20 protein-coding genes are annotated in these 21,520 nt (G+C 75.0%); 18 read left to right on the forward strand and 2 right to left on the reverse strand.

Going from position 1 to position 21,520, the window contains the following annotated elements:
* The first annotated feature begins 101 nt into the window (after positions 1–101).
* From mtnA to IF43_RS0100040, 7 genes are read left to right on the forward strand one after another with little or no spacing between them, the layout of a single operon-like run.
* Positions 102–1,877, forward strand: coding sequence for an S-methyl-5-thioribose-1-phosphate isomerase (gene mtnA / locus IF43_RS0100010; RefSeq protein WP_030192315.1), 1,776 nt, complete (start codon positions 102–104; stop codon positions 1,875–1,877).
* Positions 1,874–2,452 (forward strand): acireductone dioxygenase, encoded by a 579-nt coding sequence (locus IF43_RS0100015; protein WP_030192317.1) that lies wholly within the window; start codon positions 1,874–1,876, stop codon positions 2,450–2,452. Before mtnA ends, IF43_RS0100015 begins: the two co-directional genes overlap by 4 nt.
* A complete protein-coding gene (mtnC, locus tag IF43_RS0100020; protein ID WP_030192319.1) occupies positions 2,449–3,177 on the forward strand; it encodes an acireductone synthase in 729 nt (242 codons plus the stop codon). Before IF43_RS0100015 ends, mtnC begins: the two co-directional genes overlap by 4 nt.
* On the forward strand, positions 3,174–3,998 hold the full coding sequence (locus tag IF43_RS0100025; protein ID WP_030192321.1) for an S-methyl-5'-thioadenosine phosphorylase: 825 nt from the start codon (positions 3,174–3,176) through the stop codon (positions 3,996–3,998). Before mtnC ends, IF43_RS0100025 begins: the two co-directional genes overlap by 4 nt.
* Before the next feature lie 2 nt (positions 3,999–4,000).
* The gene (locus tag IF43_RS0100030) at positions 4,001–5,611 is read left to right on the forward strand and encodes an amino acid adenylation domain-containing protein (protein ID WP_030192323.1); all 1,611 of its coding nucleotides are present in this window, start codon (positions 4,001–4,003) and stop codon (positions 5,609–5,611) included.
* Entirely contained in the window at positions 5,604–6,335 is a 732-nt protein-coding gene (locus IF43_RS37700) for an alpha/beta fold hydrolase (protein WP_030192325.1), read from the forward strand. The genes IF43_RS0100030 and IF43_RS37700 overlap by 8 nt, the downstream gene beginning before the upstream one ends.
* On the forward strand, positions 6,332–7,939 hold the full coding sequence (locus tag IF43_RS0100040) for a condensation domain-containing protein (RefSeq protein ID WP_030192327.1): 1,608 nt from the start codon (positions 6,332–6,334) through the stop codon (positions 7,937–7,939). Before IF43_RS37700 ends, IF43_RS0100040 begins: the two co-directional genes overlap by 4 nt.
* Positions 7,940–7,964: 25 nt before the next feature.
* On the opposite strand, the gene IF43_RS0100045 is transcribed toward IF43_RS0100040, so the two are convergent.
* The gene (locus tag IF43_RS0100045; RefSeq protein ID WP_051794424.1) at positions 7,965–9,200 is read right to left on the reverse strand and encodes an ATP-grasp domain-containing protein; all 1,236 of its coding nucleotides are present in this window, start codon (positions 9,198–9,200) and stop codon (positions 7,965–7,967) included.
* 218 nt (positions 9,201–9,418) lie between these two features.
* On the opposite strand from IF43_RS0100045, the gene IF43_RS0100050 reads away from it, so the two are divergent.
* The 11 genes from IF43_RS0100050 to IF43_RS0100100 all read left to right on the forward strand — a co-directional run bounded on the left by IF43_RS0100050 (position 9,419) and on the right by IF43_RS0100100 (position 20,880).
* Positions 9,419–10,213 (forward strand): class I SAM-dependent methyltransferase, encoded by a 795-nt coding sequence (locus tag IF43_RS0100050; RefSeq protein WP_030192329.1) that lies wholly within the window; start codon positions 9,419–9,421, stop codon positions 10,211–10,213.
* Complete coding sequence (locus IF43_RS0100055) at positions 10,210–11,451, forward strand: hypothetical protein (protein WP_030192331.1); 1,242 nt, start codon at positions 10,210–10,212, stop codon at positions 11,449–11,451. The genes IF43_RS0100050 and IF43_RS0100055 overlap by 4 nt, the downstream gene beginning before the upstream one ends.
* A 95-nt stretch (positions 11,452–11,546) precedes the next feature.
* Positions 11,547–12,356 carry a cupin domain-containing protein gene (locus tag IF43_RS0100060; protein WP_030192333.1) on the forward strand — a complete coding sequence of 270 codons (810 nt, stop codon included), beginning with the start codon at positions 11,547–11,549 and terminating at the stop codon, positions 12,354–12,356.
* Positions 12,357–12,476: 120 nt separating this feature from the next.
* Positions 12,477–12,662, forward strand: coding sequence for a tautomerase family protein (locus tag IF43_RS0100065; RefSeq protein ID WP_030192335.1), 186 nt, complete (start codon positions 12,477–12,479; stop codon positions 12,660–12,662).
* 48 nt (positions 12,663–12,710) lie between these two features.
* Positions 12,711–13,502, forward strand: coding sequence for a cupin domain-containing protein (locus IF43_RS0100070; RefSeq protein WP_030192337.1), 792 nt, complete (start codon positions 12,711–12,713; stop codon positions 13,500–13,502).
* A gap of 7 nt (positions 13,503–13,509) precedes the next feature.
* Entirely contained in the window at positions 13,510–15,336 is a 1,827-nt protein-coding gene (gene asnB, locus IF43_RS0100075) for an asparagine synthase (glutamine-hydrolyzing) (protein ID WP_037887066.1), read from the forward strand.
* Entirely contained in the window at positions 15,333–16,382 is a 1,050-nt protein-coding gene (locus tag IF43_RS0100080) for a PrpF domain-containing protein (protein ID WP_037887067.1), read from the forward strand. Before asnB ends, IF43_RS0100080 begins: the two co-directional genes overlap by 4 nt.
* 59 nt (positions 16,383–16,441) lie before the next feature.
* Entirely contained in the window at positions 16,442–17,593 is a 1,152-nt protein-coding gene (locus tag IF43_RS0100085) for an acyl-CoA dehydrogenase family protein (RefSeq protein WP_078909810.1), read from the forward strand.
* Positions 17,581–19,008, forward strand: coding sequence for a dihydroorotase family protein (locus IF43_RS0100090; RefSeq protein WP_030192346.1), 1,428 nt, complete (start codon positions 17,581–17,583; stop codon positions 19,006–19,008). Before IF43_RS0100085 ends, IF43_RS0100090 begins: the two co-directional genes overlap by 13 nt.
* Positions 19,005–19,529, forward strand: coding sequence for a flavin reductase family protein (locus IF43_RS0100095; protein ID WP_051794428.1), 525 nt, complete (start codon positions 19,005–19,007; stop codon positions 19,527–19,529). The genes IF43_RS0100090 and IF43_RS0100095 overlap by 4 nt, the downstream gene beginning before the upstream one ends.
* Positions 19,530–19,605: 76 nt before the next feature.
* The gene (locus IF43_RS0100100) at positions 19,606–20,880 is read left to right on the forward strand and encodes an NAD(P)/FAD-dependent oxidoreductase (protein WP_030192350.1); all 1,275 of its coding nucleotides are present in this window, start codon (positions 19,606–19,608) and stop codon (positions 20,878–20,880) included.
* A gap of 175 nt (positions 20,881–21,055) precedes the next feature.
* Here the strand turns inward: IF43_RS0100100 and IF43_RS0100105 are convergent, their stop codons facing one another.
* Entirely contained in the window at positions 21,056–21,430 is a 375-nt protein-coding gene (locus IF43_RS0100105) for a hypothetical protein (protein WP_030192352.1), read from the reverse strand.
* Positions 21,431–21,520: the final 90 nt, after the last annotated feature.

Raw genomic sequence — 21,520 nt, forward strand, 5'->3', positions numbered from 1 at the left:
GCCCAGACCGCCGCCTACGGCCACTTCGGCCGCGAGCTGCCCGACTTCACCTGGGAGCGCACCGACCGCGTCGACGCCCTCCGCACGGCAGCCGGTCTGCGATGAAGGCGTCCATCCGCTGGGAGGACGGCGCGATCCTCACCACCGATCAGCGCGCCCTCCCGCACGAGCACCGGCCGCTGCGCCTGAGCACCGTCGACGAGGTGATCGAGGCCGTCCAGAGCCTGGCCGTCCGGGGCGCACCGGCCATCGGGCTGGTGGGGGCCCTGGGCGTGGCCCTGTCCGCCCACGCCCATCAGCACGGCGGCGCTGGCGACGGCGTCGACGAGCCGGCCGTACGGGCCGACGCGGAGCGTCTGGCGAAGGCCCGGCCCACCGCGGTCAATCTCGCCTGGGCCGTGCACCGGGTCCTCGGCCACCTGCCCCAGGGTCCGCGCGCGGTGCTCGACGCGGCGCTGGAGATGATCTCCGAGGACGTGGCGGTAAACCGGGCCATGGTGGCCCGGGCGGCGGAGCTCGTCGAGTCCCTGACGCCGGACCGGCCCCTGCGGATCCTCACGCACTGCAACACCGGCCGGTTCGCCACCGGCGCCGTGGGCACCGCCCTCGGCACGATCGTCGAACTCGCCGCCCGCGGCCGCGTCCTCGAGGTGCTGGCCGACGAGACGCGCCCGCTGCTCCAGGGGTCCCGGCTCACGGCGTGGGAGCTGGGCGAGGCCGGTGTCCCGTACCGGCTGTGCGTGGACGCGGCGGCCGCCGCGGCGATGGCGCAGGGCCTGGTCGACTGCGTGCTGGTGGGCGCGGACCGCATCGCCGCCAACGGCGACACCGCCAACAAGATCGGTACGTACGGTCTGGCCGTGGCGGCCGCCCGCCACGGCATCCCCTTCGTCGTCGTGGCCCCCGAGGCCACCAGGGACCCCGACCTCGCCGACGGCGGCGGCATCGTGATCGAGGAGCGGCCGGCGGCGGAGGTGACGTCCCTGGCCGGCCGTGCCACGGCGCCCGCGGACGCCGGGGTCTACAACCCCGCCTTCGACGTCACCCCCGCCGAACTGATCACCGCCGTCGTCACCGAGCGCGAGGTGTTCCGACCGGGTGCCGCCGGCGCCGAGCCCGGGGACGAGGCCCCGGCCCGCGAGCTGGCCACGTTCTCCCGCGTCCTGTACGAGCGGGGTTGGATGCCGGGCACCTCCGGCAACCTGTCGGTCCGCACGCCCCGGGTGCCCGGCTCGGCCCGGGACCGGGCCCTCATCACCGCCAGCGGCCTGGACAAGGGCGGGCTGACGGAGCGGGACATGGTCCCGATCGACGCCGGAACGGGTGCCCCGCTGGCCCCAGGTCCCCTGCGCGCCTCGGCGGAGGCCGCGATCCACGCCGCCGTCTACCGCGCCACCGGCGCCGGCGCCGTCATCCACGTGCACTCGCCCTACGCCACTGCGGCGGCCGTCCTCGCCGGCGTGCCGGAGCAGGGACCGGCCGAACAGGGCCGCGCCGAACAGGGCCGCGCCGGGCACGGCCCGGCCGAACAGCACCGTGCCGAGCACGGCCCGGCCGAGCTCGTCCTGGAGCGGTACGAGCTGCTCAAGGGCCTCGGGCTCGACGATCCGAGCCGCACGGCGCTCCCGGTCTTCGCCAACGACCCCGACGTCACCCGCATCGCCGCCCGCGTCCACGACCACCTCGCCGACCGGCCGGGAGCCGCACCGGCGCTGCTCATCACCGACCACGGCGTCACGGTCTGGGGCCGTGACCTGGCCCAGGCCCGCAACCGCCTGGAGTGCGTCGAGGCGATCTGCCGACTCCACCTGCTCGTCGGTCCCACGCCCCCGGCCCCCCGCACCGCCGTCCCCCACCCCACTGGAGCGACCTCATGACCCTGCTCGTCGTCATGCCGGACGACGACCCGGCCGACGTGGTCCTGCGCAGCCGCGACGCCGGGCTGATCCGTACCGAACTGGCCGCCCTGGGCATCGGTTTCGACCGCTGGCCCGTGCGCGGCGCCGTCACCCCGACGAGCACCGCCGACGAGGTCCTGGCGCTCTACCGCGGCGAGGTCGACGCCCTGTCGGCGCGCTCGGGGATGCGGGTCGTGGACGTGGCGCAGCTGCTGCCCGAGCCCGGCGCCGCCTGGGTCGAGCGCGCGGCCGCCGCCCGCAGCACCTTCCTCGCCGAGCACCGCCACGCCGAGGACGAGGTGCGGTTCTTCGCCCACGGGCGGGGCTGCTTCTACCTCCACGTGGGGGAGCGCGTGTACGCGGTGGTGTGCGAGGCCGGCGACCTCCTGTCGGTCCCGGCGGGCACCCGCCACTGGTTCGACATGGGACGGACACCGGAGTTCTGCGCCGTCCGCTTCTTCCAGGAGGCCGACGGCTGGGTGGGCGACTTCACCGGCGACCCCCTCGCCGCGGCCTTCCCCGACCTCGACGCGCTGCTGGCGGGGGAGCGGTGACCGCCGTCGCGGCGGTGGTGCTCGACATCGAGGGCACCGTCGGCTCCGCCTCACACGTGCGCGACGTGCTCTTCCCGTTCGCCCGGGAGCGCTTCGACGGGTGGTTCGCCGCACACCGGGGCACCCCCGAGTGGTCCGCCGTACTCACGGCGACGGGGTTCCCGCCCGGCGCGGGCGACCCCGGCCCGGCGGAGGCCGCGGCGGTCGCCCGGCTCACGTCCTGGACGGACGCCGACGTGAAGGCGCCGGCGCTCAAGACGCTCCAGGGGCTGATCTGGGCCGAGGGGTACGCCGCCGGCGCGCTGACCGGGCACGTGTACCCCGAGGTGCCCGGGGCCCTGCGGCGCTGGTACGCGGCGGGCCTGCCCGTGCACATCTATTCGTCCGGATCGGTCGCGGCACAGCGCGACTGGTTCGCGCACACCGCCCACGGCGACCTGACCGGGCTGCTGGCCGGCCACTTCGACCTGGAGACCGCCGGCGGCAAACGGGACCCCGACTCCTACCGGGCCATCGCCCGTGCGCTCGGCACGCCACCGGAGTCGCTCCTCTTCCTCAGCGACACGCAGGAGGAACTCGGGGCCGCCGCGGCCGCGGGCTGGCGCACGGTCGGCGTCCGGCGACCCGGCGATCCCGCGGGACCGGAGGTCCCGGGGCACACCACGATCGACTCGCTGGCCCACCCGGCACTCGGCGAGACCTGGCAGAAGGCAGGGACGGCATGAACGCGCAACAACCGCCGGTGGCGGAGATCGGAATCATCGGCGGCAGCGGCTTCTACCACCTGCTGGACGACGCCGAGCAGCAGCACGTCCCCACGCCGTACGGCGATCCCTCCGACGCCGTCTCGGTGGGAACGGTCGCCGGACGCCGCGTGGCGTTCCTCCCCCGGCACGGCAGCGGGCACGCCCTGCCGCCGCACCGGATCAACTACCGGGCGAACCTGTGGGCCCTGCGGGCGCTCGGCGTGCGCCAGGTGCTCGCCCCCTGCGCGGTCGGGTCGCTCCGGCGCGACCTCGGCCCGGGCAGCATCGTCGTACCGGACCAGCTGGTCGACCGTACGAGCGGCCGGGTCCAGACGTACCACGACCAGGGCGCCGTGCACGTCTCGTTCGCCGACCCCTACTGCGGGGACGGCCGTTCCGCCGTGCTGGAGGCCGCCGCCGACACCGGTGACGCGGTGCACGACGGCGGGACCATGGTGGTGATCGAGGGACCCCGCTTCTCGACCCGGGCGGAGTCGCAGTGGTACGCCTCGGCCGGCTGGTCGCTGGTCAACATGACGGGGCACCCCGAGGCGGTGCTCGCCCGCGAACTGGCGCTCTGCTACACCTCGGTGGCACTGGTGACCGACCTCGACGCGGGGATCGACGCCTCCGAGAGCGTGGCGCAGGAGGCCGTCTTCGAAGTGTTCGCGCGCAACTCGGAACGGCTGCGCCGGCTGATGCTCCGGACCGTCGGCCACCTGCCCGAGCACCGCTCCTGCCCGTGCGCCCGCACGCTCGACGGCATGGACCTGCCCGCCTCCGCCACGGACCGGGGGTGACCATGGACACCACCACCACTGCCGCCACCACCACCGCCGCCGCGGCCGCCGCCACCACCGCCACGCCCGGCGCCGGAGCCCCGCGCTCCCTCGTCGACGTGTTCACGGCGAGCGCCGCCGCCGGCCCCGACCGGCTCGCCGTGTCGGACGAGACGGGCCGTGCCGACTACCGGACCCTCGACGGGTGGAGCCGGCGCATCGCGCACGCGCTGCACGCCGCCGGAGTGCGCCCCGGAGACGCCGTCGCCCTGCGCATGGAGGCGGGCCGCGCAGCCGTCGCAGCCCTCCTCGGCATCCTGCGCGCGGGGGCCGCGTACGTCCCCCTCGACCTGCGCAACCCGGCCGAGCGCAACGCCTTCATCGTCGCCGACAGCGGGGTCCGCCACCTGGTCGGCGAGCGGGACCCGGACTGGGGCGCGGACCTGACGTGCACCACGGCGGCGACCGTCGACGCCCTGGCCGACGGCCCGGCGCCGACCGCGCCCGAGTCCCTACCCGCACCTTCGGGCGAGGACCTGGCCTACGTCATCTACACCTCCGGCACCACGGGGCGGCCGAAGGGGGTCCCGGTGCGCCACGCCGCCGTCGTCGCGCTGCTGGCCGCCACCCGGGACCTCTTCGCGTTCGAACGGGACGACCGCTGGCTGCTGTTCCACTCCCTCGCCTTCGACTTCTCCGTATGGGAGGTCTGGGGCCCGCTGTCCACGGGCGCGGCACTCGTGGTACCGCCGCAGTGGGTCACCCGGGCGCCGGAGGACCTCATCGGTCTGCTCGCGGACGAGCGGATCTCGGTGCTGAACCAGACCCCGACCGCCTTCACCATGCTGGCGCGGGCCCGGGAGAACGCCGACCGCCCGCTGCCCGACCTGCGCTACATCGTCTTCGGGGGCGAGAAGCTCGCGCCGCCGGTGCTGCGCGCCTGGGCGGGGTCGGTGGGGCTCGACCGCCCTCGGCTGGTGAACATGTACGGCATCACCGAGGTGACGGTCCACGCGACGTTCCACCACGTCACCCATCGCGATCTCGACGGCACGGAGTCGGTCATCGGCGCCCCCCTCGACGGCTTCGCGGTCCGGATCGCCGGCCCCGACGGCACCGAGGTGACCGAGCCCGGCGTACCCGGCGAACTCTGGCTGTCCGGACCCCAGGTGACGGCCGGCTACCTCAACCGCCCCGAACTCGACGAGGACCGCTTCCCCGTCGTCCCGGCGGGTCCCGACGGGGTCCGCCACTACCGCTCCGGAGACCTCGTCAGCCGCACCGCCGAGGGCGCGCTCGTCTACCACGGCCGGGCGGACCTCCAGGTCAAGTTGCGCGGCCACCGCGTGGAACTCGGCGACATCGAGGCGGCGGTGCGCTCCCACGCCTCCGTGCTCGACGCCGTCGCCTGGCCGCGCGAGTCGGCGGACGGCGGGCAGCGGCTGTTCTGCGTGGTCCTGGGCAAGGAGGGGGCCGAACCCGACGTCCGCGCGCTGCGCCGGCACGTCGCGGCGACGCTGCCCTCCTACATGCACCCGGCCCGCTACCAGGTGGTCCACGAGCTGCCCCGCACGGTCAACGGCAAGACCGACCGCGCCGCCCTGATGAAGGCCTGGAGCGAGAACCGTGACTGAGCCGGCACCGGCCCCCGGCGGGCCCTACCTGCGGGACGTCGAGCACGTCGCCCTGCTGGACCACGACCTCGTGCCCGGACGGCCGGGCGTCCGGGGAGCGGGCGCTCCCCTCCTGCTGCTGCACGGGTTGGAGGACGACCGGACCCAGCTGCGCTTCCTGAGCGACGCGCTGTGCCCCGAGGGCGAGTTCGCCCTGCTGCCCACGCTGCGCGACCACCCCCCGAGCCCGGCGCCGGCGTGGGGCTACTCCCCCCTCGACTACGCCGCCGACGTGCACCGCATCACCGACCGCCTCACCGCGCCCGCCCACGTCATCGGCTATTCGTACGGCGCCCTGGTCGCCCTCGTCCACGCCGTCGCGCTGGGCCCCACCCGGGTCCGCAGCGTGGTCCTGCTCGACCAGTCCCTGGAGCGGCGGCCGGCCCGGATCGAGGGCGGCGAGTGGGCCGAGTCGAGCTTCCTGAAGTGGGAGTACGACTACACGCACCTCATCGGGATGCTCACGGCGGCCGGCATCCCGGTGCTCCTGGTGATCCCCAGCGAGAGCCACGTGATCCCGCCGGCCGAGCGGGCCGCCCTGCTGGCCCGCCGGGACCCGGGCTTCTCCTGCGTCGTCATGCCCGGTGTGCACGCCGACGTGGTGCGCCCGGACGGCCCGGTCACCTCGATCATCGAAGAGTTCTACGCCCGGTACTGCCCCGTCCCGCCGAAGGAGAACGCATGACCCGCGATGCCGGTGACGACCAGACGATCCGCGGCAGGGTCCTGGACATCCACCGCTCCGTCCTGGAGGACGAATCGGTCCTCGCGGAGGACAACTTCTACGACATGGGCGGGGACAGCCTGCTGTCCCTGCAGGTGCTGGGCCGGATCGAGCGGGAACTGGGGGTGAAGGTCCCCCCGCGCACCTTCTTCACCGCCGACACCATCGCCGACGTGGCCGACCTGGTGGCGGCCGCGGCCGGGAGCGCCGCGGGCGACGGGGCACCCCGGCCCGCGGGCGGGCACGCCGGCCGGGCCTCCATGGCCCAGGAGTGGGCCCTGCTGTCGTCGCTGCGCGACCCGCAGGCCCCGATCCTCCAGTTCCACGCCGTGTTCAAGGTCTCGGGCCCGTTCGACACGCAGCGGCTGGAGGCGGCCCTGAACCGGGTCGCCGAACGCCACGGGTCCCTGCGCACCTCCTTCACGGCGGCCGACGGCGTCGCCCGGCAAGCCGTCGACCCCGGGGCCCGTGCGGACCTGGCGGTCATGGACTACCGCGGCGTGCCGGACGCCGAGGTGGACGAGTTCCTGCGCGGGTTCGTACGGGAGCCCTTCGACCGGTCCCGCGCCCCGCTCTGGCGGACCCTCGTGGTGCGCCGCGCGGAGGCGGAGGCCCTGCTGGTGTTCGTCTTCGACCACATGATCGCGGACGGCTGGTCGCTCGACACCTTCGTCGAGGACCTCTCGGCGGCCTACCGCGGCACCGAACTCCCGGACCGCACGGGGCAGTCCGGCGCCTACGCGGACTGGGCCGCCGGGCAGTGGGAGAGCTGGCAGGGCGGCAGGGCCGAGGAACTGGCGGACTACTGGCGGAGCCAGCTGTCCCCGGACCCCGCCGAGTTCGCCCTGCGGCTGCCCGGCTACCGGGGCACCGAGGGCCTGTCGAAGCCCGCGTCGCTGGTGTGGGACCTGGACCCGGCGACGGCCCGCGGGCTGCGCACCGCCTGCCAGGACCTGCGGGCCACGCCGTACTGCGTCTCGATGTCCGTGGTGAAGGCACTCGTCGCGCTGGCGACCGGGCAGGGGCGCGTGACGCTGCTGACCACCAACGCCAACCGGCTGGACGGGGCGTACCAGAGCACGGTCGGCTGGTTCGCCAACGGCGTCTTCCCGACCACCGACGTGGACCTCTCCGGCACGTTCCGGGACCTCGTCTCCGCCGTGCGCGCCAGCATCCTGGGCGCCACCGCGCACGGCGACATGCCCGCCATGTTCGTCCGCCGCCGGATCTGGCCGGAGCTGCCCCCGGGCTTCCGCAAGGACCCCGGCGTGTACTTCATGTACAACGACGTGTGGGGCGGCGGCCTGGGCTTCGGCGAGGGCGTCACGGTCTCGACGCACCACCTCACCGAGGACGCGGACTCGCCGGGCCTGCACATGTGGCTGCTGCGCGAGGGCGAGGGCCTGCGCCTGCAGGCCCTGCACTACGAGTCGGAGTACGCCCCCGAGTACGTCAAGGGGTTCGCCGGCTGCCTGGTGAAGGCGCTGGACCTGCTCACCGGGCAGCCGGACCGGCCGATGTCCGACCTGCTGGACCCCGCGGAGTTCGCCGCCGTACGCGGCTGACCCCGCGGCGGTCACCGCGCGGTGGTCACTCCGCGGCGGGCGGCTCCAGCTCGACCCGGCCGGCGAACCAGGCGGCCAGGTCCCGCATCCGTGCCGCCACCTCGCGGTCGTCCGCACCCCGGACGACCGCGAGGCCGGCCCGCAGGTGCGAGGCGTCCGTGACGTCCGGCATGACCTGGCCCGGCGCGATGTCGAAGGTCGCCCGGACGACGCCCGGCCGCGCCAGCACCTCGTCGAGCGTCGGCATGGCGCGCACCCGGCCCGCCGGGCCCGGCAGGTTCATCCCGCCGAAGACCGCGTCGCCGTGGTGCGCGGGCAGGTCGCCGATCGCCGTGGGGCGGTCGAGCACGGCGCGCGCCCACTCGTCGCGCAGGTCGACGCCGAACGCCAGCTCCACGACGTCGTCGGTGCGGCCCCCGCCCACGCGGGCCGCGCACTCGCCGAACAGGATCCGCCCGCCCGGCTCCTGGAACACCTCCAGGTGGAAGGGGCCGTCGACGTATCCGAGGGCCGCGAACGAGTCCTCGGCAAGGGAGTGGATTCCTGCGTAAAGCTCCGGATATTCGGTGGGCGGCAATGCGACGTGGGCGACGAGTCCACCCTCGTGCACCTCGATCAGGTTCTGCAGGTAGCGGGAAACGGAAAGGACCCGGATCTTACCGTCGCGGACGATTCCGTCGACCTGGAACTCGATACCGTCGATGAACTCCTCGAGGAGCCACGGGCCCTTTCCGCCGACCGTCGCCCGGTCCACGTATTCCCGGGCGGAATTCCCGTCGCGGAGCACGTAGGTGTGCCGGGCGCCGCCGCCGTCGAGGGGCTTCAGCACGCTCGGGAACGCCACCTCCCGCACGTCCAGCGCGCCGAGGTCCGCCACCACCGTGCACGCGGCGGTCGGCACCCCGGCCTCCCGGACCAGGTGCTTCTGCAGGTACTTGTCGCGCATCGCCAGGGTGCCCCGGGCCGTGGCCCGCGGCCGGCCCGCGAGCTCGGCCAGCACGGCCGCCGGGACCAGGCAGAACTCCAGAACGCTGCAGATCACGTCGTAGTCCTCGAGTGCCTGTCCGGTCCGGGCCAGGCCCGCGAGGACGCCCTCGACGTTCGACGGCTGGGGCACCACGACGGCGGCCGCGCCGGCCGCGCGGGCCGCCTCCGCGTCCGCCGGGGCCACCACGCAGGTGACGCGGGCCCCGGCCCGGCCCAGCGCGGCGACCGCGCGGGGCATCCAACCGACGTGGAGCACGGCAGGTCCGGTCTGCATACAGTTCTCCCGTAAATATGTCTCTGGTTATTCGCGCAAAATCGCAAAAAGGCGCGGGTGATCCGCCGCGAACCTAATCGCGCATACCCCGGAGCGTCCACGTGACGTAGATCACCGAAATGCCCTGGTGCACTTCGACGGCTTCCGGGTAGCGTCTGCAGCGGTGATCATTCACTGATTTCCCGCACATGGGCTCGACCTTGCAAACGGAGGACCGCGTGTCCAATGAATTCAACCCGGACTTCGGACTGACCGCCGAGGACTACGGTCGGCACCGCGCCGGTTTCCCTCCGGAGGTCATCCGCAGGCTGGCGGGGAGCGGCGTCGAGGCGGACGGACGCGACGTCCTGGACCTGGGCACCGGAACGGGGAGCCTGGCCCGGCTCTTCGCCCGGGCGGGCGCCCGGGTCACCGGCATCGACCCGGCCGCGGCCCTGCTCGACCAGGCCCGGGCCCTCGACGCGGCAGCCGGTGTCGAGATCGCCTACCACGTGGCCACGGCCGAGGCGACGGGGCTGCCCGACGCGTCCTTCGACGTCGTGGCGGCCGGGCAGTGCTGGCACTGGTTCGACGCCCCGAAGGCCGCGGCCGAGGTCCGGCGCCTGCTCCGGCCGGGCGGCCACGTCGTCATCACCCACTTCGACTGGCTCCCGCTGCCCGGCAACATGGTCGCGGCGACCGAGGACCTCATCATGAAGTACAACCCGGCCTGGTCCATGGGCGGCGGCACGGGCCTCTACCCGCGCTGGCTGACCGACCTGGCCGCGGCGGGCTTCCGGTCCATCGAGACCTTCTCCTTCGACCTGGACGTGCCCTACACGCCGGAGGCATGGACCGGACGGATCCGGGCCAGCGCGGGCGTCGGCGCGAGCCTCCCCCCGGAGGAGGTCGCCGCGTTCTCCGCCGAGCTCACCGGCATCCTGCGCGACCGCTTCCCCGGCGACGTCCTCCAGGTCCCGCACCGCGCCTGGTCGGCCGTCGCCGTCGCGCCCGTGCCGGACGGGCCCCGATGACCACCACCGTCGAGCGGCGCCCGCCGTCGGGGCCGGCCGCCGCGGGCCCCACCCTCGGCGAGCTGATCGGTGCGTTCCGGCCGGCGGGGCCGCCCGACGCGGAGACCCGCGAGCGGCGGCAGCGGCTCGCGGACTTCGTCCGCGAGATCGAGCCCCGCGTCCACCGCGCGCCGGCCGGCGACCGCGAGGCCGTCCGCGCCCTGCTCGGCTGGGACGACGCCGCCCTGCACCGCTTCGTGGACTCGCCTATGGTGGTGCACAGTTCGACGCACGTGAGCATGAACGCCTTCGCTCCCATGGTGGCGTTCCCCTGGTTCTGCCTGCGCCTGCTGACCCGGGCCACGGGCGACGCGAACGGCGGCGGGGGGACCCACCTGCGGACCCAGCTCACGCACAACAACCTGAGCGACAACCGCTGGAAGCCGCACGTGTGGTGGCGCCTGGACCGCCGCGGCCGGCTGGCCCGCACCCCGCTCTTCAGCGGTCAGCCGAAGTACCGCCACCAGGTGCTGATGGCCCTCGACGTCCCGGACGTACCGGGCGACGACCTCGCCCCGACCGACGCGCACGCGCTGCGCCTGGCCCGGCACGCCACCACGTTCGCGTACTTCGCGATGATGTACCGGATGGGCCTGGAGCGGGCGGCCGGCCTGCACGTGGCGGACGGCACCGTCGAGATCCCCGTCGACGTCATGAACGCCTTCTCGCTGCGCGAGGACGCGTTCCCCCGCTGGCACCGCGCCCTCTACGGGCAGGGGTTCCACCTCCGCCGCATCGGCGCGGACCGCCGGCTGCACCCGCTCTCCGCCGGGGAAGCGGCAGCGCTGGGCCCCGGCGACCCGCTGCGGCCCCTGACCACGCTCATCTGCCCCAACCACGTCAACGTGGGCCACGCCCACCGCATGGGGATCTCCGCGGCCATCGGCGCGGACCGGATGGCCTCGTACGAGGAGGAGATGACGGGGGTGCTCGGCCGCTTCCTCGCCGAACTCGGCGAGTCGCACACACCCCCGCAGTTCCTCGGCGTGGCCGGCCTCGACCTCGACCGGCTCCTGCCGCTCCCGGAGCGGTTGGAGGCCGAACTCGCCGCCGAGGGCGGCAGGCCGTCCCTGCCCCTGTACGCCGCCGTCCACGGCGAGCGGCTCGTCCCCTCGCTCGACGTCGCGCTCGACCACCCCACCGGCGCCCTCGCGTCGATCGTCACCAGACACGTACCGGCGCCCGCGGCCCGGCCGTGAGCCGCCCCGGGCGGACACCGCCCGGCCGCCCGCGCCCCACCCCGCCCGGGCCCCGGCCCCGCCCCGTCCTGCCCCGACCTCTGGAGAGGAACCTGATGTCACAGCACACCGATTTCGGCCTGGTCATCCGCCGCAAGGAGCTCGAGTTCACCGCCGAGGAGGGCTGCCTGGTCAGCCGGCCCGTGGGCCCGCACGTGGGCGCCGAGTTCGTCTCGGTCGACATCGTCCGGATCCCGCGGGGTGCGAGCTGGAAGCCCGCCCCGTACGCCGTCCAGGAAGTCACGGCCATCGTCTTCGACGGCCACGGCACCGCGCAGATCGACGGGGAGGGCGCCGAGGTCCGCAAGGGCTCCACCGCGTACGCGCCCGCCGGCCGCTCCGTCGCCTTCACCGCCGCCGCCGACGGCGACGCCGACGAGATGACCGTGTACTTCTGGCGGGCCCCGCTGCCGGAGGGCAGCCCCCGGGGCTCCGCGCCCCTGCTCTTCAACACCGTGTACGACGAGTCCGCCGCCATCCGCACGTTCGCCGGCACCGGCGAGATCGCGCCGGTGGACCAGGAGCGCCGGGCGTTCATGAACTTCCCGCACTGGCCCGGCAACGGCTGCGCCCACCTGTGCATCAACAGCGGCATGGCGGCCCCGGGCAACACCTTCAACATCCACGGCCACCCGGGTGCCGAGGACGCGCTCTTCGCCCTCGACGGCCGGGGCCAGTTCTTCCTGGGCGACACCTGGCTCGACATGGAGCCCGGCGACGGCGTCTACGCACGCTCCGGGGTGCTGCACGGGACGCGCAACCCCGCCGGCCCGGACGCGGCCGACCTGTTCGTCTCCGTGGGCGGACCCGTCCCGTACGACCCCGCCCTCTACCGGGCCGCCGGGCTGTCGCCCGAGGTCGTCTGACGCCCCGGCGGCCCCGCCCCCTCCCGCGCCGCGTCCGGCGCCGGGGTGCCACCCGCCGCGCCGCGCCCGTCCGCTCCGGCGCGGTCCCGTACACGTCAACCCCACAAGGAAGGCTCCGTCATGCCCGTCATCACCGTCGACTGGTGGAGTGGAAACGACCACGAGCGGCGCAGCGCCCTCATCGGCGAGATCACGGCGACGGTCTCCCGCATCGCCCACTGCCCCGCCGAGGCCGTCACCGTGATCGTCCGCGACGTGGAGCGGACCCACTGGGGCAAGGGCGGTCGGCCCGCCTCCGACGGCTGACCCGAGCGCCGCACACGCCCCCGCACAACCCCGGAAAGGTGTGACCCCATGACTGTCGCAGCAGTGCCCGGAGCCATCGTCCGTGCGGACGAGCTGCGGTTCCGCGTCCAGGACGGGTGCGAGGTGGCCACCGCGGTGGGCCCCGCGCTCGGCGCGCACATCGTCCGCCTCGACGTCGTCCGCGTCCCCGCCGGCGCGCGTTGGCGTCCCGCCGACTCGCCGGAGGAGGAGAACGTGGTCGTCGTCTTCGCCGGCCGCGGCACCGCCACCTCCGGTGCCGAACGGGCCCCGGTGGAGCGCGCCGGCACCGTGTACGCACCCACCGGCGACGCCTACACCCTGTCCGCGGAGGACGGCGGACTCGTCGCCTACGTGTGGCGCAGCCGCCTGCTGGACGGGCGCCGACCGGGCACCGCCCCCCGCCGGTTCAGCTCGCTGTGGAACCAGGAGACCCAGCTGCGCGGCTTCTCCGGCACCGGGGAGGTCGCCGCCTCCGACCGGACCGCCACGATGAACTTCCTCTTCTGGCCGGGCACCGGCACGCCCCAACTCTGCCTGCACTGCGGGGTGATGGACCCGGGCGAGTACTTCAACGTGCACGTCCACCCCGAGAGCGAGGAGGCGTTCGTCGTCATCGAGGGCACCGGACAGCTGTACCTGGCGGACCGCTGGTACGACGCCTCGCCCGGCGACGTGCTGTACGCCGCGCCCGGTGTGCCGCACGGCACCCGGCACGACGGGCAGGACCCGGACGGACCCCGGTTCGCCACCTGCGGCGGTCCGACCCCCTTCGACCCCGTGCTCTACCAGCGGGCCGGTGTCTCGGCCGAGGTGAGGTGAGGCCCGCATGTGCAGAATCTTCGGGCACTTCGACGCCCAGGTCACCCAGCACGAGTTGCGGACGGTGGCCGCCGTGCAGCGGCACGGCGGACCGGACGCGCAGACCTTCGCCACCGGCCCCGGTTGGGCCCTGGGCAACAACCGCCTGGCCGTGATGGACCCCTCCGGCGGCTCGCAGCCGTACCGACTGGGCGAGCACGTCACCATCGTGTTCAACGGCGAGATCTACAACCACGCCGAACTGCGCACCCGCCTCGCCCCCCTCGGCCACCGGTTCGCCGACACCTGCGACGGATCCGTGCTGCCCGCGCTGTACGCGGAGTTCGGCCGCGACTTCACCGAGCACCTCGACGGCATGTACTCCGTCGCCGTGGTGGACCTGCGCGCCGAGCCCACGCTGCTGCTCGCCGGCGACGAGTCGGGCATGAAGCCCCTCTACTACCACTGGGACGAGCGGACCCGGCAGTTGCGCTTCGCCTCCGAGCTGCCCGCCCTGCTGGCCTTCCCCGGGGTGCCGGCCGCGGTCTGGGAGCCGGGCCTGGACGAGTACCTGTCCACGAAGACGCCGTTCGGCGAGCAGACGATGTTCGAGGGCATCCGGGTCCTGCCGCCCGCCACCACCCTGACCGTCAGCCGCTCCCAAGGGCTGCGGACGGTCCGCCGCCGCCCGCTCGCCGGGGCCGAGTGCCCCACCGGTCCCGCGGAGGCCGCGGACCGCGTGCGCGAGCTGCTGCGCACCGAGACGGCCCGGCTGGTCCGGGCCGACGTACCGGTGTCCGTGATCACCAGCGGCGGCCTCGACTCCAGCCTGGTGTCGGCCCTGGCCGCCCGGGCCGTACCGGACCTGCACAGCTTCAACATCGCCTACACGGGGGAGTGGCCCCACGACGAACGCCACTTCGCCCGCGAGGCGGCCCTGCGCAACGGCACCCGCCACCACCAGGTGGAGATCGACCCGGCCGACTTCCCGGACCTGCTCCCGCAGGTCGTGTGGCACCTCGGCCAGCCGAACGCCGACCCGATCACGTTGTCGACGTACGCACTGTTCGGCGCGGTGCGGGAGGCCGGCTTCCGCGTCGCGCTCACCGGTGACGCCGCCGACGAGCTCTTCGGCGGCTACGACCGGATCCGCACGGCCGTGGAGGCACCCGAGGGCGGCGACTGGGTGTCCGCCTACGTCGACTCGCTGGCGGCCGTGCCGCGCGCGCTGCGCCGGAACCTGTACGCCCCCGAGTACCGCGATCTCGTCCGGGCCCGGGGATCCGCGGCGGACCGCATCGCCCGCGACCTCGCCGCGTCACGGACGCGCCGTCTGGAGACGATCACTGAGTTCGAGACCGGCTCCCGCATGCCCGCGTACCACCTGCGGCGCGTCGACCACCTCAGCATGGCCGCCTCGGTGGAGGTCCGGCTGCCCTTCTGCCAGCCCTCCCTCGTGCGGTACGCCAAGGCCCTGCCCGACGAGCTGAAGGTGTCCGGCGGCCGCGGGAAGCGGACGCTGTACGGGGCGGCGTCGGGACTGCTGCCCGATGCGGTGCTCTCCCGCCCGAAGCAGCCCTTCACCCTGCCGATCGCCGCCATGCTGGTCCCCGGAACCGCGCTGTACGGCTACGCCCGGGACCTCCTGGCTCCGGCGCGGCTGCGACGCCGGGGGATGCTCGACCCGGCGGCGGTGGACGGGCTGTTCGCCGAGCAGGCGACCCGGCCCTCGGAGCGGGCCGCGCTCGCGCTGTGGTCCCTGCTCGTCCACGAGCTGTGGCTGGAGCAGTTCATGCCGGCGCTCGGCTCGGCGGCCGGCCCGGCGGCCCTCGCGGAACCGGAGCGCGCGGCGTGAACGGGTACGTCGCGGAGGTGGCCGGTGCGCCGTGTCCGACGCTGGTCCTCGAGGTCGACGGGATCGCGGACGCGGAGCACGTGCTGCGCCCGCTGCTGACCGAGGTGCGCCGCCGGCTCGTCCGGCAGGGACACGCTGACGTCCTGAAGATCGCGCTCGTCTCGGCGTCGCGGCACCCCCTGTTCGACCTGGACTACAGGTTCGTGCAGTGCCTGCCGCAGGCCGTCGACGCCTTCGACTTCCGGGGCAGCTGCGGCCATTCGATCCTCGCCACCGTGCTGGTCGCCGGCGAGCTGCGGCTGGTACCGCGGCTGGCCCCGGGGGACCGGGTGCGGCTGCGCGTCCTCAACAACGGGGACCACATCGTGTGCGAGGTCGACGGATCCCGGCGGCTGAGCGGCGACTTCACCCTGCACTTCGTCCAGCCGCAGGGCACCCGCCTGAGCCGGCTGCTGATGACGGGCCGCCCCGTGGACGTGGTGTCCACGCCCGCCGGGACGTACGGGGTGTCGCTGGCCTCCCTCGGGAACCCGTACGTCTTCGTCGACGCGCGGGACCTGGGGATCGGGTCGCAGGCCGAGCTGTTCGGGGCCGGCGCCGCGGTCTTCGACGAGATGCAGCAGATCCGGCGGGCCGCCGCGACGCTCCTGGGGATGCCGGCCGACAGCGTCTTCCCGAAGGTCGCCGCGATCGCCTCCTACCAGAGCGGCCGGCTCGCCGTCCGCTCCATCTCGGTTCCCACCTGGCACCCGACCCTGGCACTGACGGGCACCATCTGCCTGGCGGCGGCCGCGAGCCGGCCGGGCACGGTCGCGGCGCGCTTCCTCGACGGCCGGCCGGGCGGCACCACGCGCGTCGAGATCGACACGGCGGGCGGGTCCACGGCCGCACTCGTCGACGTCGAGCGGGAACCGGCCGACGCGCTCCTGCAATGGGTGAGCGTCAGCAGGAAGCAGGCCCGGCTGCTGTCGGGCCCCCTCGACCTCGACACCGTCCGGCCCTCCGCGGCCCGCGCGGGCGCCGAGCCCCTCCCCCTGACGGCGTGACCGCCCCGTCGGTCCCCGCTGCGGCGCCCCACCCGATCCACCCCGAACGAGGACAACACATGACCGCTCCCGCCCCGTCGAACCCCGCCACCCGGGCCCCGCTGCCGGAGTTCCTGGACCCCGCCGACCGCTCCCGGCTCGCCGCCTCCGCGGCGGCCGCCGACCGCAGCGGCCGGCCCGACCTGGACGCCGTGGCAGTGCTGCGCCGGACCGGCCTGCTCGGCCTCGCCGTCCCGTACGCGTACGGCGGCGCCGGCGCCGACCCCGTGGAGCTCAACCGCCACGTCGCAGAGGTCGCCGCCCTCAACGGGTCCGCCGCGATCATGCTCTTCCAGCACTACGCGGTGAGCAGCCGCATCGTGGAACAGGGCACCCCGGACCAGCTCGCCGACCTGCTGCCCAGGCTGGCGTCCGGCGAGTGGCTGGCGGCCTCCGCGTGGAGCGAGACGGGGGCCGGCGCCGACAAGCGGAACCTCTCCACGACGGGCCGCCGGACCGAGGGCGGCGGCTGGGTGCTGGACGGCGCCAAGTCGTTCACCACCAGCGCGGGCCTGGCCGACGTCTACCTCGTGCTCGTCCGGACCGGGCAGGCGCCGGTCGCCGGAGCTGCCGGGACCGGCTACGGGGCCGCGGGGCAGACCTTCTTCCTCGTCCGCGGCGACAACCCGGGCCTGGTGCCGGACACCTCCCTGCCGCTCGCCGGCATGCGCGGGTCCGCCACCGGCTTCGTCTCGCTGCGGGACTGCCGGGTGGCCGACACCGACCGGCTCGGCCCGGCCGGCGAGGCCGCCGCGATCATCGCCCGGGTCAGGGAGAGCGGCGCGACCCTCGGCGCGGTGGCCCTCGGCCTGGCCCAGGCCGCCCTGGACTGTGCGCACGACCACGCCGTCACCCGCGGCCTGCTGGCGCACCAGGCGGTCCGGCACCGGCTGGTGGACCTCGCCACCGAGGTCGAGGCGGCGCGGGCCGCCGTCGAGCGGGCCGGCCGGCGGGACTCCGCCGACCCGGGGACCACCACCCTCCACTCCAAACTCTGCGCCACCGCCGCGGCCGACCGGGTCATGACCGGGGTCGAACAGATCCTCGGCTCCGCCGGCTACGCCGAGGCGCACCCCCTCAACCGCTACCGGCGGGACGCGCGCGCCGTCGCGCTGATGGGTCCGACCAACGATCTCTGCAGGGAGCTGGTGAGCACGTCATGGACGCGATGAACACCGCGCACGCCTCCGCACGTACCGCGGACCTGGTCGTCGAGGGGGGCCGGCTGGTCACCCCCGAGGGGGTCCGCGAGGGCACCGTCGTCATCAGGGACGGCCGGATCGACGCCCTCCTCGCGGTGGGGGAGCCGGCCCCGGCCGGCCCCCGGCTCGACGCCGTGGGCCGCTACGTCCTGCCCGGGCTGATCGACTCGCACGTGCACTTCCGCACTCCCGGCCTGGAGTACAAGGAGGACTGGGAGCACGGCAGCCGGGCCGCGATCGCGGGCGGCGTGACCACAGTCGTCGACATGCCCAACACCCGTCCGGCAGCGCTCGACGAGACCGCGGTGCGCGACAAGGCCCGCATCGTCGAAGGCCGTTCGTGGGTGGACCACCGGTTCCACATCGGCGCCGACCCCGACCGGCCCGGACTGCTCGCCTCGCTCGACCCGGCCGTGGCCACCTCCGCCAAGGTGTTCATGGCGGGCCACCACACGGCCCCGGTCGTCTTCCGCGAGGACCGGCAGCTGGCGGCGGCCTTCGAGGCGGCCGCCCTGGGCGACGTCCAGCTCGTGCTGCACGCCGAGGCGCAGCACGTCTTCGACCTGCTCGACGGCTGGCGCGGCGAACCCCGCTCGTACGCCGGCTACGAGCCGCACCGGCCGCGCACGGGCGCCATCGTCGCGGTCGCCCGTGTCATCGAGCTGGTGCGCACCCACGGCACCCGGGCCCACGTCCTGCACGCCTCCACCGCGGAGGAGGTGGACCTGCTCACCGCGGCGGCGGCCGAGGGGCTGCCGGTCACCTTCGAAGTCACCGGCCACCACCTGTCGTTCACCGATGCCGACACCTGCCGCCGCGGGCCCCGTACCCGGCTGTCGCCGGCCATCCGGGCCCAGCGGGACCAGGACCGGCTGTGGGAGGCGGTGCTGACCGGCCAGGCCGCCACGGCGGGCAGCGACCACGCCCCGCACACCGTGGAGGAGAAGAACCGCCCGCCGGCCGAGGCGCCGCCGGGGCTCCCCGGCGTCCAGGAACTCGCCGGCGCCCTCTGGACGGGCCTGATGGCCCGCGGCGCCGGGGACGACGCCGACGGCGCGGCCCGGCACCTCGCGCGGCTCATGGGATCGGGCCCCGCCGACCTGTTCCGGCTGCCGGGGAAGGGACGGCTGGCCGTGGGCGCCGACGCCGACCTGGCCCTGCTGGACCCCGACCACCGCTGGCAGTTGGCCGCGGACACGATCGAGGCGAAGTGCGGCTGGTCCGCCTACGAGGGCTGGGTGTTCACCGGGCGCGTCACGACGACCGTGAAGGCTGGCCGCCCGGTGTGGGACGCGGGCAGCGGGTTCGCCGGCACGCCGGCGGGACGCCTGCTGCCGCCCGCTCCGGCCGCCACCGGCCGGTCCCTGTCGGTGGCGGGCCGGTGACCTCCCCCGCCCTGCTGGGCCCGTCGGCCGTCGGCGCCGAGGAGTTCCGTGCCGCGATGGCCGCCCTCGCGGCCCCGGTCTGCGTGATCACCTGCCACGACCGCGACGGCGGGACGCGCGGACTGACGGCCTCCGCCGTCTGCGCGCTCTCCCTCGACCCGCCGCTGCTCCTCGTCGCCGTCGACCGGCGTTCGAGCACGCACGACGCCCTGGTCGCGGCCCCGGCCTTCGCCGTCAACGTGCTCGGCCCCGGGGACGAGGAACTGGCACTGCGCTGCGCGGGCCCCGCCGCCACCCGGTTCGCGGGGGTGCCCACGGTCCCGGGGCCGGCCCCCGGCCTGGCGGCCGCGGCGCTGCGGCTCACGTGCCGCAACCACGGCCTGCGGGACGGCGGCGACCACACCATCCTGATGGGAGAGGTCGTCGCGGCCGAGGGCGACCCGCGGCTCGCGGGCGGACTGCTCCGGCACCAACGGGGCTTCGCCCACGCCCGGCCCGCCGACCGGGGCCCGCACACTTGACAGTCGGTCATGTTCCTGACACTTGTGGGCGCTGCAGCAACCCTCACGGCACCACCCCGAAGGGAGCGACCAGCGCATGATCAGGTCTCGGAGCGCAGGACACGGCGCGGGAGACGACTACGACGTCGTCATCAGCGGAGCCAGCCTCGCCGGGAGCGCGGCGGCGGTCCTGCTCGCGCGTCGCGGCGTCCGCGTCGCGCTGCTGGAGCGCCGCTCGGACCCCGAGGCGTACAAGGTGCTGTGCACCCACTCCCTCACGGCCAACGCCTACCCGGTGCTCGACGAACTCGGCCTCGTACCCGCCCTCGAGAAGGCCGGCGCCGTCCGCAACGACGCCCGCTGGTACACCCGTTGGGGATGGATCGAGCCGCGGGCCGCGCCGGGCGGCCCCGACCTGCCGTACGCCTACAACGTGCGGCGCAGCACCCTGGACCCGATGATCCGGGACCGGGCCGCGCAGACCCCGGGCGTCGACCTCCTCCTCGGGCACAAGGTGACCGGGCTGATCCAGGAGGGCGGGCGGACCGTGGGCGTGCGCGCGTCGACACCGCAGGGCGAGCGGGAACTCCGGGCCCGCCTGGTGGTGGGCGCCGACGGCAAGGACTCGGCCGTGGCCGGGTTCGCCGGCCTGCCGGTCCGGCGGCACGAGAACGCGCGGTTCGGCTACCTCGCGCACTTCCGCGGCCTGCCGCTGCGGGGCGGGATCGGACAGACCTGGTTCCTCGAGCCCGACATGGCGTACGCGTTCCCCAACGACGACGGGGTGACGGTCCTCGCGGTGCTCCCGTCCAAGGAGCGGCTGCCGGCGTTCAAGGAGGACCTGGAGGGCAGCTTCCGCGCGTTCGTGCGCGCGCTGCCCGAGGCACCGCCCGTCGACTCCGCCGAGCGCATCTCGAAGATCATCGGGACGGTCGACTACCCGCTGCACAGCCGTCGCCCGACCGCACCGGGCGTCGCGCTCATCGGTGACGCAGCCCTGACCGGGGACCCCCTGTGGGGGGTGGGGTGCGGGTGGGCCCTGCAGTCCGCGCAGTGGCTGGCGGAGGCGGTCGCTCCCGCCGCGGCCGGGCGGGCCGACCTCGACCGGTCGCTCGCGGCGTACGCCCGGACGCACCGGCGCCGGCTGCGCGGCCACCAGTACCTGGCCGCCGACTACGCCACCGCCCGTCCCTTCAACCCCGTGGAGCGGCTCGTGTTCTCGGCCGCGGCGCGCGACGCCTCGGTGGCGCGGCACATGCACCTCTTCGCCTCCCGGCTCATCGGTCCGCTGCGCTTCCTGAACCCCCTGGTGCTGGCCAAGGCCGCGGCCGTCAACATCAGGCACCGGGGGCCTGCCGCGCCGGGGGCCTGAGCCCGGCCGGCTCCGCGCGCGGCAGGACCGAGGTGGGCCGCGCCCCCGCCGGACGCCCGGTCCGGCACCGCCTGTTCCGAAGGACGGGACGGCCGGGACGGGCGGCGGAGCCGGGACGGGCGGCCGGGCCGGCGGACCGGGTCGGCCGGCGGACCGGGTCGGCCGGCGGACCGGTTCAGAGCGGGACGAGGACGTCCTCGTGCGCGCCGTCGAGGACGAAGCCGTTGTCGAAGCGGACGCGGGCGGTGACGCGGGCGCCGCGCGCCCGGAACGCCTTCCACTCCGGCTCCAGGGCCCCGATCTCCTCCTCGAGCCTCGTCCTGCTCGCTTCGGGCATGGTGTGTCCGAAGGCCTCGAGGAGCGAGGTGAGCCGCTGGTACTCACCGACCCCGTGGCTCTCGGGCAGCCGGCCGTCGACCCGCTCGACGGTCCCCTCGGTGCCGGCCGCCAGGGAAAGGAACCCGACGACGGCCCCCGAGCCGCCCGCGACGGCGTCGGCCAGGCCGATGTCCTCCGCCAGCTTCACGCGCTGGCCCTGCGTCAAACCCATCGGTCCTTCGTCGTCCCTCGCTCGCGACCGGCCGCGGCCGGTGCGGCCGCGGGGCCCCATTATTCCCGCCGCGCCGCACACCGGAGGCCC

This window comes from Streptomyces sp. NRRL S-87 (genome assembly GCF_000719335.1).
In the GTDB taxonomy this organism is placed as follows: domain Bacteria; phylum Actinomycetota; class Actinomycetes; order Streptomycetales; family Streptomycetaceae; genus Streptomyces.